The following is a 14,061-nucleotide window of genomic DNA, read 5'->3' as shown; positions in this document are numbered from 1 at the left end:
CACCCACCCCCGACGACCTGGATGAGCTGCTGGCCCTGGTCTGGAAGGACCCGGGCGTGTTCCTGGCGCATCCGAAGACGATCGCGGCGTTCGGGCGGGAGTGCACCAAGGCCGGGGTCTACCCGGATGCGGTGGACATGGGCGGGCATCACGTGCCGGCGTGGCGGGGGGTGCCGATCCTGCCGTGCAACAAGATCCCGGTCACCGAGACCCGGACCAGCTCGATCCTGCTGATGCGGACCGGGGAGCAGGCCCAGGGCGTGGTCGGGTTGCACCAGACCGGGTTGCCGGATGAGTACCAGCCGGGGTTGAACGTGCGGTTCATGGGGGTGTCGGAGCAGGCGATCATGTCGTATCTGGTGTCGGCGTACTACTCGGCCGCGGTGCTGGTGCCCGACGCGTTGGCTGTGCTGGAAAGCGCCGAACTCGGCCGGGAGGCGTGATGCCGGAACCCGCGACCCCGCCCCGCAAACCCGACGCCGAACCGCCGCGCCCCGGGCCCGGCCTGCCGCCGTCGGCCTTCGGGCCGACCGGGCTCGGCACCGCCGCGGCCCGCGTCGTGCCCCGGCCCGGTCTTCCCGAAGCTCCCGAACCCGATCGGCGGGTGAACCCGTGACCGTCACCGAAGAACAGTTGTCGCTGGGCGTCAAGGCCGCGCGGACGCTGACCACGACGACCAAGACCCTGCCGCAGATGCGCGGCATCACCACCCGCTGGCTGCTGTCCCAGCTCCCCTGGGTCGACGTCCCCGCCGGCAGCTACCGCGTCAACCGCCGCCTCACCTACACCATCGGCGACGGCAAAGTCAGCTTCTACAACACCGGCGCCCGCATCCAAGTCGTCCCCGCCGAACTCACCGAACTCGAACTTCTCCGCGGCTTCAACGACGAGACGGCATTGGGTGCGCTCGCCGAAGCCTTCGAACAACGCGAATACGAACCCGGCTCGACGATCATCGACGCGGGCACACCGCTCGACACGCTGATCCTCATCGCCCACGGCAAAGTCACCCAGCACGGCCGCGGCGAATACGGCGACGACGTCACCCTCGCCACCGCCACCGACGGGGACCACCTCGGTGCCGAACTCCTCGCCCGCGAGGACGCGACGTGGTCGTTCACCGCCCGCGCCGCCACCCGCGTCATCGCGCTGGTGTTGCCCGCGTCGGCGTACGCGCGGCTCAACGGCCGGTCGGAGTCGCTGCGGACCCACGTCGCCGAAGCGATCGGGCGGCCGCGGAAGCCGCAGAACAAGGCCGGTGAGGCGAGCATCGACCTGGCGGCCGGCCACGACGGCGAGCCGATGCTCTCCGGCACCTACGTCGACTACGACCCTTCACCCCGTGAGTACGACCTCGCCGTCGCGCAAACCGTGCTGCGCGTGCACAACCGCGTCACCGACCTCTACAACAACCCCATGAACCAGCTGGAACAACAGCTGCGGCTGACCGTGGAAGCGTTGCGGGAACGGCAAGAACACGAACTCGTCAACAACACCGACTTCGGGCTCCTGCACAACGTCGACCTCAAACACCGCCTCACCACCCGCACCGGACCACCCACCCCCCTCGACCTCGACGACCTGCTCTGCCGGCGCCGCAAAACGAAGTTCTTCCTCGCCCACCCCCGCGCCATCGCCGCGTTCGGCCGCGAATGCACCCGAGCCCGCCTCTACCCCGACACCGCCGTCCTCGACGGCAAACGCGTCCAAACCTGGCGCGGGGTCCCGATCCTGCCGTGCGACAAGATCCCCGTCACCGAGACGGGTACGACGTCGATCCTGGCCATGCGCACCGGCGAGGACGACGCCGGCGTCATCGGCCTCCGCCCGAAGTCACTGCCCGACGAGTACCAGCCCGGGCTCAACGTCCGGTTCATGGGCATCAGCGACCGCGCGGTGACCTCGTACCTGGTCAGTGCCTACCACTCCGCCGCCGTGCTCGTCCCGGACGCGCTCGGTGTGCTCGACGACGTCGAGATCGGCCGCTCATGACGACCATGGACTCCCGGACCGCCGCCCGTCCCCTCGCCGACGTCCTCGCGTGGAGCAAGGGGCTCGTCGACCCGGCACTGCGCACCGCGGCCGAGCGGCTGCCCGAGGCGATGCGGCGGATCGCCGGCTACCACTTCGGCTGGGAAGACGCCGACGGCGCACCGTCGTCCGCGGACGGCGGCAAGGCGTTGCGGCCGGCGCTCGTGCTGCTGTGCGCGGAAGCCGCGGGCGGCGACCCCGCGAACGCCGTGCCCGGCGCCGTCGCGGTCGAGCTCGTGCACAACTTCTCGCTGCTGCACGACGACGTCATGGACGGCGACACCACCCGGCGGCACCGGCCGACGGCGTGGACGGTCTTCGGCACCGGGCCCGCGGTGCTCGCCGGGGACGCGCTGCTGAGCGTGGCGTTCGAACAGCTGGCACCCGACGGCGCGAAGCTGCTGTCCCAGGGCGTGCTCGAACTGCTGGAAGGCCAGGCCGCCGACGTCGACTTCGAGCAGCGCGACGACGTCACGCAGGCGGAGTGCATCCGGATGGCCGGCGGCAAGACGGCGGCCCTGATCGGCGCGTCCTGCGAGCTGGGCGCGCTGCTCGCCGGCCGGCCCGAGGCGGTGCCGCGGTTCGGCGCGTTCGGCCGGGCGATCGGGCTGGCGTTCCAGCACGTCGACGACCTGCTCGGGATCTGGGGCGACCCCGCCGAGACGGGCAAGCCGGTGTACTCGGACCTGCAGAACCGCAAGAAGTCGCTCCCGGTGGTGACGGCGCTGTCGTCCGGCACCGAGGCGGGCGCGGAGCTGGGGACGCTGTACTCGGGGACCGACCCGCTCGACGCCGTCGAGCTGGCCCTCGCGGCCACGCTCGTCGACGAGGCCGGCGGCCGCCAGTGGAGCCAGGCCCAAGCGGCGGCGCTGGTGGCGAAGGGGCTGCGCGAGCTGGCCGCGGTGAACCCGGTCCCCCGCCCGGCCGCGGAACTGGCGTCCCTGGCCCGCCTGATCACCACCCGCACCCACTGAGACGTACCTGGAGGGTCGGCTCGCGTACCTGAACAGTCGGCTCGCGTACCTGGAGGGTCGGCTCGTGAGCCGACCGTCTGGGTACGCGAACCGACTGTCTGGGTACGCGAGCCGACCCTACTTGCCGGGGCGGGTCAGGCCGTCTTTGTCCGCTTTGAGGCTCAGGATGTTCTTGTCCGTGTCGCCCAGGGCCTTTGTTACCTGCGCCGACGCGGGCGTTGTCGACAAGTCGAGAAGGCGGATCGGGGCGTCGAGCTTGATGTACGTCGGGATGTACTCGGCCTTGTCGACCTTCCAGCGCTCGCCGTCGCGGACGAAGCGGAAACGGGCCGCCGCGCCTTCCTCCGTGTCGCCTCGCGGTTCGGAATGGCGGGCGATGCTGTTGCCGAGCCCGTAGGCGACCCACTTGCCGCCGATCTTCTCGAACGGCTGGACCACGTGCGCGTGGTGGCCGACGATCAGGTCGATGTCGTCCGACGCCAGGAGCTTCTTGGCCTGCGACCGCTGCTCGGCCGTCGGGTCGTGCTGGTACTCCACGCCCCAGTGCAGGCTGGCGATCACGACCTGCGCCCCGGCCTCGCGCGCCTTCCGGGCCGACGCCAGGACGTCGTCGACGTCGATCTGGTTGGCCAGCCACGGCTTCCCGGCCGGCACCTTGATGCCGTTGAACCCGAAGGCGTACGACACCTGCGCGACCTTGACGCCGTGGACGTCGAGCACCAGCGGTTTCGCCGCTTCCGCGGCCGACCGCGCCGAGCCCGTGTGCTTGATGCCCGTGTCGTCGAGCTTGTCCAAGGTCCGCTTCACGCCGTCGGCGCCCTGGTCGATCGTGTGGTTGGACGACGTCGAGCAGGTGTCGTAGCCGGTGTCCTTGAGCGCATCCGCGATCTCCGGCGGCGCGCTGAACGACGGGTACCCGCTGTACGGACCGCCCTCCGGCGCCAGCGGCGTCTCGAGGTGGCAGATCCCGAGGTCGGCGCCGGAGATCAGCGGCTTGATCCCGGCGAGCAGCGGCCGGTAGTCGATCTTGCCACCGCCGTCGGCCTCGGCCTGCTCGGTCAGCGCCGGGTGGATCAGGACGTCGCCGGTCGCGACGACGCTGAACGAGCCGTCCGGGGCCGCTTCCGCCGAAGCAGACGTCTCCGGGAACGGCGTCGGTGCCGGGCCGGACTGCGGCGGGCTGCTGCTGCACGCGGCCGCCAGGACGGCGACCCCGGCGAGCGCGGCGACGCGGAGCTTCGTCATCGGTCCCCCTGCTGCTGTGGTCCGGCCATCCTGCCATCCGGACGAACCCGACACGCGCCACCTCCCAGTCAACGGCAACTTCCACCACAGTCGACAACACCGATCAGAACATTCACACAGGACAAAGCCGGACAACGTGCAGGACAGAGCCGAAAAAATACGATAAATGGCCAGGGTTCATGCCACGATGCAACTACCCAGAGTAGGTATCGCTCCGCTAACTGCGGCTTGACGTCGTACGAACGGGTGTTTTGTAATACCAGTCACCCGGCGGTAACCCGTCAGCAACACTCGTCCCCGGCCCATGGGAGCACTCGATGTCCACATACCCGCACAGGTTCCGCACCTGGAGCGTTGTTGGTTGTTGTTTGATTTCCGGTGTCCTGATGGCCTCGTGCTCCTCCGGCAAGGACACCGCCGCCCCGCAGCAGTCGGCACCCGCCAACGGCAAGATCACCCTCTACTACCTGCAGAAACAGGGTGACCAGCAGTACTTCGTCGAGCAGGCGCAGGGCGCGCAGGAGAAGGCGAAGGAGCTCGGCGTCGAGCTCAAGGTCGTCAACCTCGGCCAGGACGCCAACAAGGCGATCACCGAACTGGACGCCGCGGTCGCGCAGGGCGCGAACGGTGTCGCCATCGTCGTCCCGGACCAGGCCATCGGCCCGCAGGTGATCGACAAGGCCAAGAGCGCCGGTATCCCGATCATCGCCTCCGACGACGTCATCAAGGACGGCACCGGCGCGAAGGCCCCGTTCGTCGGCTTCAACGGCAGCCAGATGGGCGACTCGGTCGGCACCGAGGCCGGGAAGCTGTTCAAGGCCGCCGGCTGGGCCGCCGCCGACACCAAGATCATCAGTGCCTACAAGCAGGACCTCAGCGTCTGCACCGACCGCGTCAACGCCGCCAAGGCCGCGTTCGCGAAGGCCGGCGACCCGGGCGTCCAGGTGATCGACGTCGGCACCGACAACTCCCCCGTCGACGCGCAGAACCGCTCCGGCGCGGTGATCGGCTCCAACCCGGGCGTCAAGCACTGGGTGGTCTGGGGCTGCAACGACGAGAACGAGACCGGCGTCGTGACCGCGCTGGCCAACTCGGGCGTGCAGGCGAGCAACATCATCGGCGTCGGGCTCGGCGCCTACCTGGACTGCAAGGACTGGGCGGCCGGCAAGGACACCGGCAACAAGTCCGCGCTCTACATCTCCGGCGCCGAGGTCGGCCGGTCGGCGATCCAGGTGCTGGTCGACAAGGTGAAGAACGGCAAGGAGCTGCCCGCGGAGACGATCGCGAAGACCACGATCGTCAACAAGGACAACTACAAGCAGGCCGGCGTCAACTGCACCTGACCGAACTCCCGCGGGCGGTGCCGAGCGCACCGCCCGCGGGTTCCACCGCTCGAAGGGCGACCATGTCCAGCTCTGCTCCCGCGCTCGCCGTCGAGGGCATCGGCAAGCGCTTCTCCGGGGTCACCGCCCTCGACGACGTCTCGCTGGAGATCCGCTCCGGCGAGGTGCTCGCGCTGATGGGCGAGAACGGCGCCGGGAAGTCGACGCTGCTGCGCGTCCTCTCCGGCGACCAGGGCCCCGACGACGGCCGGCTCCTCCTGGACGGCACCGAAGTCACCTTCGACACCCCGCGCGCGGCGATGGCCGCCGGGGTCCGCGTGATCTACCAGGAACCCGAGATCATCCCGCACGTTTCGGTGGCGGAGAACGTCTTCGTCGGCGAACTCCCCGCGAAGGTGCGGGTCTTCAACCGCCGCACGCTCCTGAAGGCGACGCAGGACGCCCTCGCCGAGTACGGCTTCGAAGGCGTGCTCAACCCGGCGACGCTCGGCGTCAAGCTGTCGGCCGCCCAGCGCCAGATCGTCGAGATCCTCCGCGTGCTCACCGCGGCCACCCCGCCGAAGGTGATCGCTTTCGACGAGCCGACGTCGTCGCTGTCCGAGCACGAGGTGGAGGCGCTCTTCCGGCTGATCGGGCGGCTGCGCGACAGCGGGGTCGCCGTCGTCTACGTCTCGCACCGGATGAAGGAGATCTTCCAGCTCGCGGACCGCGTCGCCGTGCTGCGCGACGGCAAGCTCGTCGGCGTCCAGCAGGTCGCCGAGACCGACGAGCCCGGCCTGGTCCGGATGATGATCGGCCGCGACCTCTCCGCGCTGGAACGCCGCGTCACCCAGGAAACCGGCAACATCGTGCTGAAGCTCGACGACGTCACGACCGACGACGTCACCGGCATCTCGCTGCAGGTCCGCGCGGGCGAGGTCGTCTGCCTGGCCGGCCTGGTCGGCGCGGGACGGTCCGAGCTGGCCCGGGCGATCGTCGGCGACCTGCCGATCCGGTCGGGCACCGTCGAGCTCGACGGCAAGCGGCTGCGCGCCCACAACCCCGGCGACGCGGTCAAAGCAGGCATCGGCTTCGCGCCCGAAGAGCGCAAGACGGACGCGTTGCTCATGCAGCGGTCCGTCCGCGACAACATCTCCATCTCGGTGCTGGACCGCCTTCGCCGCTTCCGCGTCGTGAAGCGCGCGAAGGAACGCGCGCTCGTCGAGGAGTACATCAGCGAGCTCCGCGTGCGGACGCCGTCGATGGAGCAGGAAGTCCGCAAGCTGTCCGGTGGCAACCAGCAGAAGGCCGTCCTCGCGCGCTGGCTGGCGCGGCGGCCGAAGCTGCTGATCCTCGACGAGCCGACCCGCGGGGTCGACGTCGGCGCGAAGGCCGAGATCTACCGGATCATCGACGGCCTCGCCGCGGAAGGCATCGCGCTGCTGGTCATCTCCTCCGACCTGCCCGAGGTGCTGACGCTGGCCGACCGCATCCTCGTGATGCGCGCCGGGCACCTGGCCGGCGAGATCGGCCGCGAAGACGCGACCGAGGAAGCCGTGCTGACCCTCGCCATCCCCGAAACCGAACCGGCAGTAGAAGAGCAGCAGGAGATCGGCGCATGAGTACCCCCACCAAGGAAACCGCCGCACCCGCCGCGCCGCCCCAGCCGTCGGCCGCGCGTCGCGTGCTGACCGGCATCGGCGTGCAGAACTCGAGCCTGATCATCACGCTGATCGCGTTGATCGTCCTGCTGAGCATCCTGAACGACAACTTCCTGCGCACCAACAACCTGCTGCTGATCGGCAGCGCGATCACCATCATGGGGCTGCTCGCCCTGGTGCAGACGCTGGTGATCATCCTGGGCGCGCTGGACATCTCGGTCGGCTCGATGGCCGGGCTCGCGTCGGTCATCTCGGCGATGGTGTTCACCTCGACCGGCAGCGCCGGGGTCGGCATCCTCGCCGCGGTCGGCGTCGGCATCCTGTGCGGCCTGATCAACGGCATGATCATCATCTTCGGCCGGGTCAACCCGGTGGTCGCGACGCTGGCCATGCTCGCCACCTACAAGGGTGTCGCGCAGGTCATCTCGGACGGCAAGTCGCAGGGCTACACCGGCGGCGACGACCTGTTCATCTTCCTGGCCAAGGGCGCGATCGCGGGCCTGCCGTCGCTGGTGTGGGTGTTCCTGATCGTCGCGGCACTGCTGCACTTCCTGCTGAAGTACACCGACATCGGCCGCAACGTCTACGCCATCGGCGGCAACGACACGGCCGCGCGGCTGGCCGGCATCAACATCAACCGGTACATCATCGGCGTGTACGCGCTGGCCGGCGTGGTCGCGGCGGTCGCGGGCGTGCTGATCACCGCGCGCACCGGCTCCGGCCAGCCGGTGTCCGGCTCCGAAGGCCTGGAGCTGCAGGCCGTCACCGGCGCGGCGCTCGGCGGCACGATGCTCAAGGGCGGCCGCGGGTCGATCATCTCCACCGTGCTCGCGGTGATCATCCTGGGCGTGCTGGACAACGGCATGTCCGGGCTGGGCATCAACCCGTTCTGGCAGAACGTCGCGCACGGCGCCCTGCTGGTGATCGCGGTCGTGCTGCAGCAGCTGCGCAGCGGAGAGCGCCGCGTCGGCTTGCCCGAGTAGCGGTGAACCTCCACGCCCGGATAGTGGACGAACTGGGCAGGCTCATCGTCGAAGGCGTCCTCGGGGACGGGCAGCCGCTCGTCCCCGAGGAGCTGGGCCGCCGCTTCTCCGCCTCCCGGACGGTGGTCCGCGAAGCGCTGCGCGTGCTGGAGTCGAAGGGGATGGTGACCGCGCGGCCGCGTGTCGGCACGTGGACGCTGCCGCCGGACGCCTGGGACGCGATCGACCCGGACGTCATCGCGTGGCGCGTCAACGGGCCCGACGGCCGCGAGCACCTGCGCGAGCTGCTGGAGCTGCGGCTGATGATCGAGCCGCAGGCGGCGCGGATGGCCGCGCAGCACCGGCGTCCCGACGAGCTGTCGGCGATGGCCGCGGCCTACGAGCTGATGGCGGACGCGGTCGAGCGCTCCGACGCCGCGGCCTTCCGGGAGGCCGATTCGCGGTTCCACGCGGCGCTGATCCGCGCGTCCGGGAACGCGTTGATCGCGCAGCTGCAGGTACCCGTGGTGGCGGCGCTGACTGCGCACGGCGAGCCGATGGAACTGCCCGAGGGCAACACGCTCGTCGCGCACTCCCGCGTGCTCACGCTGGTGCTGGCGAAGAACGCCGACGGGGCCGAATCCGCGTCGCGCCGGTTGCTGGAAACCGTTGCACCGTACCGCTCACCGGCACCTTGACACGTCCACCGGGAACCCTGAACACTCGCTGCGACCCACCCGCCGCCATGACGTGCTGAGGAGGACGCTTCCATGCGTTTCCCGGGTATTCGTGGCTTCGGCGTGCTCGCGGCCGCTGCGTTGGCGGGCAGCCTGTTCACCGCTCCGGCGGCCACCGCGGCAGCCCCTCCGGCCTGCGCGATCACCGACCAGATGGTGGCCGCGGGCAACTACTGGGTCGCCAACGGCACCGACCTCGACGCGATCGACTGGCAGAACGCGACGTTCCACGTCGGCAACCTGGCGCTGGTCCGGACCACCGGTCAGTCGAACCACAAGACGCTGCCGTGGGCGCAGGCCGCGAACTACCAGCTGCCGCTCGACCCGAAGCGGCCGTTCTTCCCGGACAACCAGGCCGCCGGCGAGGCGTACCTGGACCTGTACACGTACTTCCACCCGGAGATCTCGCTCGACTCGATCCGCACGCGGATCAAGGACGAGGTCGCGTCGGTGCAGGCCGGGCACCGCGACTACTGGAACTACGTCGACGCGCTGAACATGGCGATGCCGTCGTTCGCGCGGATGAGCGTGATCGACCACGATCCGTCCTATTTGGACGCCATGGACAAGCTGTTCAAGACGTCGGAACACAAGCTGTTCAACGAGTTCACCGGCTTGTGGTACCGCGACGCGCGGTTCACCGGCTCGGGCGTGTTCTGGTCGCGCGGCAACGGCTGGGCCCTGGCGGCGCTGACGAAGGTGCTGCAGGTCCTGCCCACGGACGACCCGCGGCGGCCGGAATACCTGCGGGTGTACAAGAAGATGGCGTTCTCGTTGTCCCTGCTGCAGCGCCGTGACGGCTTCTGGAACTCGGACCTGCTGAACCCGTGGGACCACGGCGGCCCGGAGACGAGCGGCACGGCGTTCTTCACGTTCGGCATCGGCTGGGGCATCAGCGCGGGCATCCTGGACGCCGCGCGGTACCGCCCGGTGGTGGACAAGGCGTGGACGGCGCTGTCGACGAAGGCATTGCAGGCGGACGGCAAGGTCGGCTACGTCCAGCCGGTCGGCGACCGCCCGGCCACGGCGAAGGTCACGGACACCGCGGCCTACGGCGTCGGCGCGTTCCTCCTGGCCGGCCAGGAGGTCGCCAAGCTCCAGGGCTGCTCCGCGGAGTAGGACTCACTTCAGGCAGTCGCCGGGGTCGCCGCGGCGGAGGGCCGGATCTTCCTGGACGAACGTGCGGGCGACGCCGGGGCCGGAAGTGCGGTGCTCGAAGCGGACCGTCACGCGGCCGTGGCCCGCGCCCTGGACCCAGCCCGTGCCGAGTTCCTCGTGCACCACGTCGTCGCCCTGTCGCCACTCCGACGGGGCGGCGGCCGGTGCCGGGGCGGGCGCGGTGACCACCGTCGATGCCGCGGGCGCCGAAGGGACGGCGAGGGAGAACAGCGCGTCCTGGTGCGGTACGGACAGCCCGCTGTACGCGACGCCCGCCAGGCGGATCCCGCCGAACTCCGCCGGGTCCAGCAGCAGCCGTTCCGCCACCGCCGCCAGCTCGGCCAGGTCGTCCGTGGGCGCGGAGATCGTCTCCGAACGGGTCACCGTGTGCATGTCCGTGTGCCGCAGCTTGATCACCACGGTCCGGGCCACGCGCTCGGCCTTCACCAGCCGTTTGTGCGCCCCCACCGCGATCCGCCGGACCTCCGCGCGCAGCGTCGTCAGGTCCTTGATGTCCGTGTCGAACGTCGTTTCCGCGCTGACCTGCTTGGTCTCGCCGCGGTCGGCCACCGGGCGGTCGTCGAACCCCGTCGCGAGCCGGCGCAGGTCGCGGCCGACCACCCCGCCCAGCGTTGCCACCGCGTCCTGTTCGGACAGTGCCGCCAGCTGCCCGAGCGTCTGGACGCCGATGAACCGCAGCTTCCCCTCGGCCACCGGCCCGATCCCCCACAGCGCGCGCACCGGCAGCGGCGCGAGGAACTCGCGTTCGGTCCCCTGCGGCACCACCAGCAGGCCGTCCGGCTTGGCTTCGTCGGAGGCGATCTTGGCGATCTGCTTGCCGTTGCCCGCGCCGATCGACGCCACCAGGCCCGTCTCCGCCCGGATGCGCTCCCGCAGCGTGGCGCAGAACGAAGTCACCTCGTCGAGCGAAGCGCCCGTCAGCGAAGGCGGTTCGGCGAAGGCCTCGTCGAGCGAGATCTTCTCCAGCACCGGCGCCACCCCCGTGACGACGGCGAAGACCTCCTGGCTGAGCCGCTCGTAGACGCGGAACCGCGGCGGCACGATCACGCCGTTGGCCGGGAGCAGCCGCCGCGCCTGGGCCATCGGCATCGCCGAGCGGATGCCGAACGCCCGGGACTCGTAGCTCGCGCCCGCGACGACGCCGCGTGGCCCGGTGCCGCCGACGAGCACCGGACGGCCCGCCAGCGTCGGGCGGGTGAGCTGCTCGGCCGACGCGTAGAAGGCGTCCAGGTCGAGGTGGATGACCCAGCGGGCCACGTCAGTCCCCGCCGGTGGCGTCCAGCAGCTGGTGCAGCGCCTTGGTGTAGCTCTCGAACGCCGCGCGCCCGGCCGCGGTCAGCCGGACCAGGGTGACCGGCGTGCGGTGTTCGTAGGCCTTGGTGATCTCGACGTACTCGGCGTCCTCGAGCTTGCGCAGGTGCGTCGAGAGGTTGCCGGCGGTCATGTCCAGGAGCTGCTGCAGCCGCGGGAAGGTGATCTGGTCGCCGGTGTGGAGCCCGGCGAGCGCGACCGTGACCCGCAACCGCGCCTGGGCGTGGATGACCGGGTCGAGCTGCGGCAGTTCGCTCATCGGCGCCCGGACTTCTCGCGCACGAAGTAGACGATCGCGCCGAGCAGGAACCCACCGCCGCCGCAGATCGCCAGCACCAGGAAGTTGGCCGGGAACCCGACCACCACGCTGAGCCCGGCGGAGACGATCATCCACGCGCCGAGGCCGTACATCAGCTTGTCCTGCCAGAGCATGCCGCCGGCGAGGTACTGGACGCCGGTGACCAGCAGCCAGGTGCCCGACCACAGCAGCGACACCTGGTCGGAGGTCAGCGAACCGAACTGCGTGATCCGGATGTCGATCACGGTCAGCCCGATCGAGGAAAGCGCCCAGCTGTAGCCGTACATCGCGCCGACCGTCTTGGACGGGCCGCGGATCCCCCGACCGGCCCGGGCGCTCACGTAGGCGGTGTAGGTGATCGCGAAGACGAACAGCACCGCGACGAGCACCCCGCCGACCCAGCCGGGGATGCTCTCGGTCTGCGTCGCGAAGTAGGTGAACCCCCAGCCGAGCAGCCAGGCGAAGGCCCACGCGGCGAGCATGCGCGCGGGGCCCCCGCCCAGTTCCCGGCGGTTGCGCCGGGCCTGCTGGGCGATCAGGTTCAGCGACTCCTCCGCCGACAACGGCTCGTCGTCCACCCGTTCCGCCCTTCGTCCGCGCAGACCCCTCAGTACTGCACGGAAGTTAACACGCACTTACAGCCGAGCCGTGTCCAGCCGGAACCGGCGCACGACGACCAGGGCGGGCACGACCAGCCAGCCCGCCAGCACGAGCACCGCGAACCCCAGCCCGCCGGCGTGGGCCAGGGGTTCGAGGCCGAGCCGGCCGAGCCAGTACGTCGGGAAGAAGTGCGCGAGCGTCGCCATCCAGTCCGGGAGGACGTAGAGCGGGATCCACAGGCCGCCGAGCATGCCCAGCGGCATCATCAGCGCGCCGGTGACGGCCCCGACCGTGTCGCCCTTGCCGAACAGGCCGATGGCCAGGCCCAGCACCGCGAACGGCAGCACGCCGACCCACAACGACACCAGCACCAGCCCCCACTGCGCGGCGCTCATCTGCACGCCCATGGCCAGGCCCGCGACGAACACCACCACGAGCACCGGCAGCGCGACCGCCATCGCCGAGATGACCTTGACGACGAGGTAGCCGGGGCCGCGCATCGGCGTCAGCCGCAGCTGGCGCTGCCAGCCGTCGGTGCGTTCCTGCGCGACCCGGGTCCCGGTGAACAGGGCGCCGCCGCTCGCGCCGTACGCGGCGAGGTTGATCATGGTCTGGACGTCCGCCGGCAGGCCGTTCGGCGCGATGAGCTTGCCGAAGATCGACCCGAACAGCAGGAACATGGCCACCGGCATGCCGATGGTGAAGATCGTGAACTGCGGGCTCCGGACGATCCGCTTGATCTCCAGGCTCAGGTAGGTGGTGTTCACGCGGCCGCCCCTTCGGTCTCGTCGGCGGTGAGCGCCAGGAAGGCCTCTTCGAGGCCCAGCGCGGTGATTTCGATGTCGGTGGCCCGCGGGTACTTCGCCAGCAGTGCGCGGATCGCGGCGTCGGAGTCGGCGCAGGCGAGCTCGGCCCGGCCGGCACGCAGCTGGACGGTCGTGACACCCGGCAGGTCCGCCAGGTCGCTTTCGCCGGCGCCCGGCACGACGGCCTTGAGCACCCGCCCGGACACGGCGGCCCGGACCTCGGCGACCGCACCGTCGGCGACGACGGCGCCGTGGCGCATCAGCACGACGCGGTCGGCGTAGTCCTCGGCCTCGGCGAGGTAGTGCGTCGCGAACAGCACGGTCCGGCCGGTGGCGGCGAACTCGCGGATGGCCGCCCAGAAGGCCCGCCTGCCGTCGACGTCCATCGCGGCGGTGGGCTCGTCGAGGACGAGCAGGTCCGGGTTGCCGGCCAGGGCGAGCGCGAACCGGACGCGCTGCCGTTCCCCGCCGGAGAGCTTGCCGCAGCGGCGCTTCACGAGGTTCTGCAGGCCGGCCCGGGCGATCACTTCGGCCGCGGGCAGCGGCTGGGCGTGCGTCGAGACGACCAGGCCGACGATCTCGCCGACGGTGACGTCCGGCAGCAGCGCGCCGTTCTGCATCATGGCGCCGAGTAGGCCCCGGTCGACGGCGGCACGCGGGCTGCCCCCGGCGACGGTGACCTCGCCCGCGTCCGGCTTGGTCAGCCCCAGCAGCATGTCGACGGTGGTCGACTTGCCCGCGCCGTTCGGCCCGAGCAGCGCGACGATCTGGCCGTGCGCGACCTCGACGGACACCCCGTCGACGGCGGTGACCCGGCCGAACCGTTTGGTCAGCCCGTGGAGCGCGAACGCCGGTCCCCCAGTCATGGCGCTCTCCTTTCGTTCGTGGACTTTGCAGCGCAAAGTCGCTGTGGACTTTGTAACACAAAGTCCGCG

14 protein-coding genes and 1 pseudogene are annotated in these 14,061 nt (G+C 70.5%); 9 read left to right on the top strand and 6 right to left on the bottom strand.

The features are described from left to right. From QSK39_RS52125 to QSK39_RS52110, 4 genes and pseudogenes are all read left to right on the top strand, one after another. Positions 1 to 443 (top strand): annotated as a pseudogene (locus tag QSK39_RS52125) (Crp/Fnr family transcriptional regulator); the annotation flags it as partial. Beyond that, positions 443 to 616, top strand: coding sequence for a hypothetical protein (locus QSK39_RS52120; protein WP_285485287.1), 174 nt, complete (start codon positions 443 to 445; stop codon positions 614 to 616). The pseudogene QSK39_RS52125 and the gene QSK39_RS52120, both read left to right, overlap by 1 nt. Continuing rightward, positions 613 to 1,992, top strand: a complete 1,380-nt coding sequence (locus QSK39_RS52115) for a family 2B encapsulin nanocompartment shell protein (protein WP_285485286.1) — start codon at positions 613 to 615, stop codon at positions 1,990 to 1,992. The genes QSK39_RS52120 and QSK39_RS52115 overlap by 4 nt, the downstream gene beginning before the upstream one ends. After that, entirely contained in the window at positions 1,989 to 3,005 is a 1,017-nt protein-coding gene (locus QSK39_RS52110; RefSeq protein ID WP_285485285.1) for a family 2 encapsulin nanocompartment cargo protein polyprenyl transferase, read from the top strand. The genes QSK39_RS52115 and QSK39_RS52110 overlap by 4 nt, the downstream gene beginning before the upstream one ends. Positions 3,006 to 3,122: 117 nt before the next feature. On the opposite strand, the gene QSK39_RS52105 is transcribed toward QSK39_RS52110, so the two are convergent. Further along, positions 3,123 to 4,250, bottom strand: a complete 1,128-nt coding sequence (locus QSK39_RS52105) for a CapA family protein (protein WP_285485284.1) — start codon at positions 4,248 to 4,250, stop codon at positions 3,123 to 3,125. Between the two features lie 368 nt (positions 4,251 to 4,618). Here QSK39_RS52105 and QSK39_RS52100 point away from each other — a divergent pair, with 368 nt between their 5' ends. The 5 genes from QSK39_RS52100 to QSK39_RS52080 all read left to right on the top strand — a co-directional run bounded on the left by QSK39_RS52100 (position 4,619) and on the right by QSK39_RS52080 (position 10,051). After that, positions 4,619 to 5,593, top strand: coding sequence for a substrate-binding domain-containing protein (locus QSK39_RS52100; RefSeq protein ID WP_353051132.1), 975 nt, complete (start codon positions 4,619 to 4,621; stop codon positions 5,591 to 5,593). A gap of 62 nt (positions 5,594 to 5,655) precedes the next feature. Further along, positions 5,656 to 7,194 (top strand): sugar ABC transporter ATP-binding protein, encoded by a 1,539-nt coding sequence (locus QSK39_RS52095; protein ID WP_285485282.1) that lies wholly within the window; start codon positions 5,656 to 5,658, stop codon positions 7,192 to 7,194. Then, positions 7,191 to 8,216 carry an ABC transporter permease gene (locus tag QSK39_RS52090; RefSeq protein WP_285485281.1) on the top strand — a complete coding sequence of 342 codons (1,026 nt, stop codon included), beginning with the start codon at positions 7,191 to 7,193 and terminating at the stop codon, positions 8,214 to 8,216. Before QSK39_RS52095 ends, QSK39_RS52090 begins: the two co-directional genes overlap by 4 nt. 2 nt (positions 8,217 to 8,218) lie before the next feature. Then, on the top strand, positions 8,219 to 8,893 hold the full coding sequence (locus QSK39_RS52085; RefSeq protein ID WP_285485280.1) for a FadR/GntR family transcriptional regulator: 675 nt from the start codon (positions 8,219 to 8,221) through the stop codon (positions 8,891 to 8,893). Positions 8,894 to 8,965: 72 nt separating this feature from the next. Further along, the gene (locus tag QSK39_RS52080; RefSeq protein ID WP_285485279.1) at positions 8,966 to 10,051 is read left to right on the top strand and encodes a glycoside hydrolase family 88 protein; all 1,086 of its coding nucleotides are present in this window, start codon (positions 8,966 to 8,968) and stop codon (positions 10,049 to 10,051) included. Positions 10,052 to 10,054: 3 nt separating this feature from the next. On the opposite strand, the gene QSK39_RS52075 is transcribed toward QSK39_RS52080, so the two are convergent. From QSK39_RS52075 to QSK39_RS52055, 5 genes are read right to left on the bottom strand one after another with little or no spacing between them, the layout of a single operon-like run. Further along, positions 10,055 to 11,368: a DNA polymerase IV gene (locus tag QSK39_RS52075; RefSeq protein WP_285485278.1), complete on the bottom strand. Its 1,314-nt coding sequence runs from the start codon at positions 11,366 to 11,368 to the stop codon at positions 10,055 to 10,057. Position 11,369: 1 nt separating this feature from the next. Next, positions 11,370 to 11,681 (bottom strand): winged helix-turn-helix domain-containing protein, encoded by a 312-nt coding sequence (locus QSK39_RS52070; protein WP_013223409.1) that lies wholly within the window; start codon positions 11,679 to 11,681, stop codon positions 11,370 to 11,372. Then, the gene (locus QSK39_RS52065) at positions 11,678 to 12,298 is read right to left on the bottom strand and encodes a hypothetical protein (RefSeq protein ID WP_285485277.1); all 621 of its coding nucleotides are present in this window, start codon (positions 12,296 to 12,298) and stop codon (positions 11,678 to 11,680) included. Before QSK39_RS52065 ends, QSK39_RS52070 begins: the two co-directional genes overlap by 4 nt. Before the next feature lie 57 nt (positions 12,299 to 12,355). Next, complete coding sequence (locus QSK39_RS52060) at positions 12,356 to 13,087, bottom strand: ABC transporter permease (protein WP_285485276.1); 732 nt, start codon at positions 13,085 to 13,087, stop codon at positions 12,356 to 12,358. Then, positions 13,084 to 13,992 (bottom strand): ABC transporter ATP-binding protein, encoded by a 909-nt coding sequence (locus QSK39_RS52055; protein WP_285485275.1) that lies wholly within the window; start codon positions 13,990 to 13,992, stop codon positions 13,084 to 13,086. Before QSK39_RS52055 ends, QSK39_RS52060 begins: the two co-directional genes overlap by 4 nt. Between the last annotated feature and the right edge of the window lie 69 nt (positions 13,993 to 14,061).

Source organism: Amycolatopsis sp. NBRC 101858 (genome assembly GCF_030269325.1).
Classification (GTDB): Bacteria; Actinomycetota; Actinomycetes; order Mycobacteriales; family Pseudonocardiaceae; genus Amycolatopsis; species Amycolatopsis ponsaeliensis.
This window is presented reverse-complemented; position numbering and strand designations above follow the sequence as displayed.

Bases quoted from the DNA above. Each gene is read 5' to 3' on its own strand.
- QSK39_RS52120 (WP_285485287.1), top strand. From the start codon at position 443: ATGCCGGAACCCGCGACCCCGCCCCGCAAACCCGACGCCGAACCGCCG.
- QSK39_RS52110 (WP_285485285.1), top strand. From the start codon at position 1,989: ATGACGACCATGGACTCCCGGACCGCCGCCCGTCCCCTCGCCGACGTC.
- QSK39_RS52105 (WP_285485284.1), bottom strand. From the start codon at position 4,250: ATGACGAAGCTCCGCGTCGCCGCGCTCGCCGGGGTCGCCGTCCTGGCG.
- QSK39_RS52095 (WP_285485282.1), top strand. From the start codon at position 5,656: ATGTCCAGCTCTGCTCCCGCGCTCGCCGTCGAGGGCATCGGCAAGCGC.
- QSK39_RS52090 (WP_285485281.1), top strand. From the start codon at position 7,191: ATGAGTACCCCCACCAAGGAAACCGCCGCACCCGCCGCGCCGCCCCAG.
- QSK39_RS52080 (WP_285485279.1), top strand. From the start codon at position 8,966: ATGCGTTTCCCGGGTATTCGTGGCTTCGGCGTGCTCGCGGCCGCTGCG.
- QSK39_RS52070 (WP_013223409.1), bottom strand. From the start codon at position 11,681: ATGAGCGAACTGCCGCAGCTCGACCCGGTCATCCACGCCCAGGCGCGG.
- QSK39_RS52055 (WP_285485275.1), bottom strand. From the start codon at position 13,992: ATGACTGGGGGACCGGCGTTCGCGCTCCACGGGCTGACCAAACGGTTC.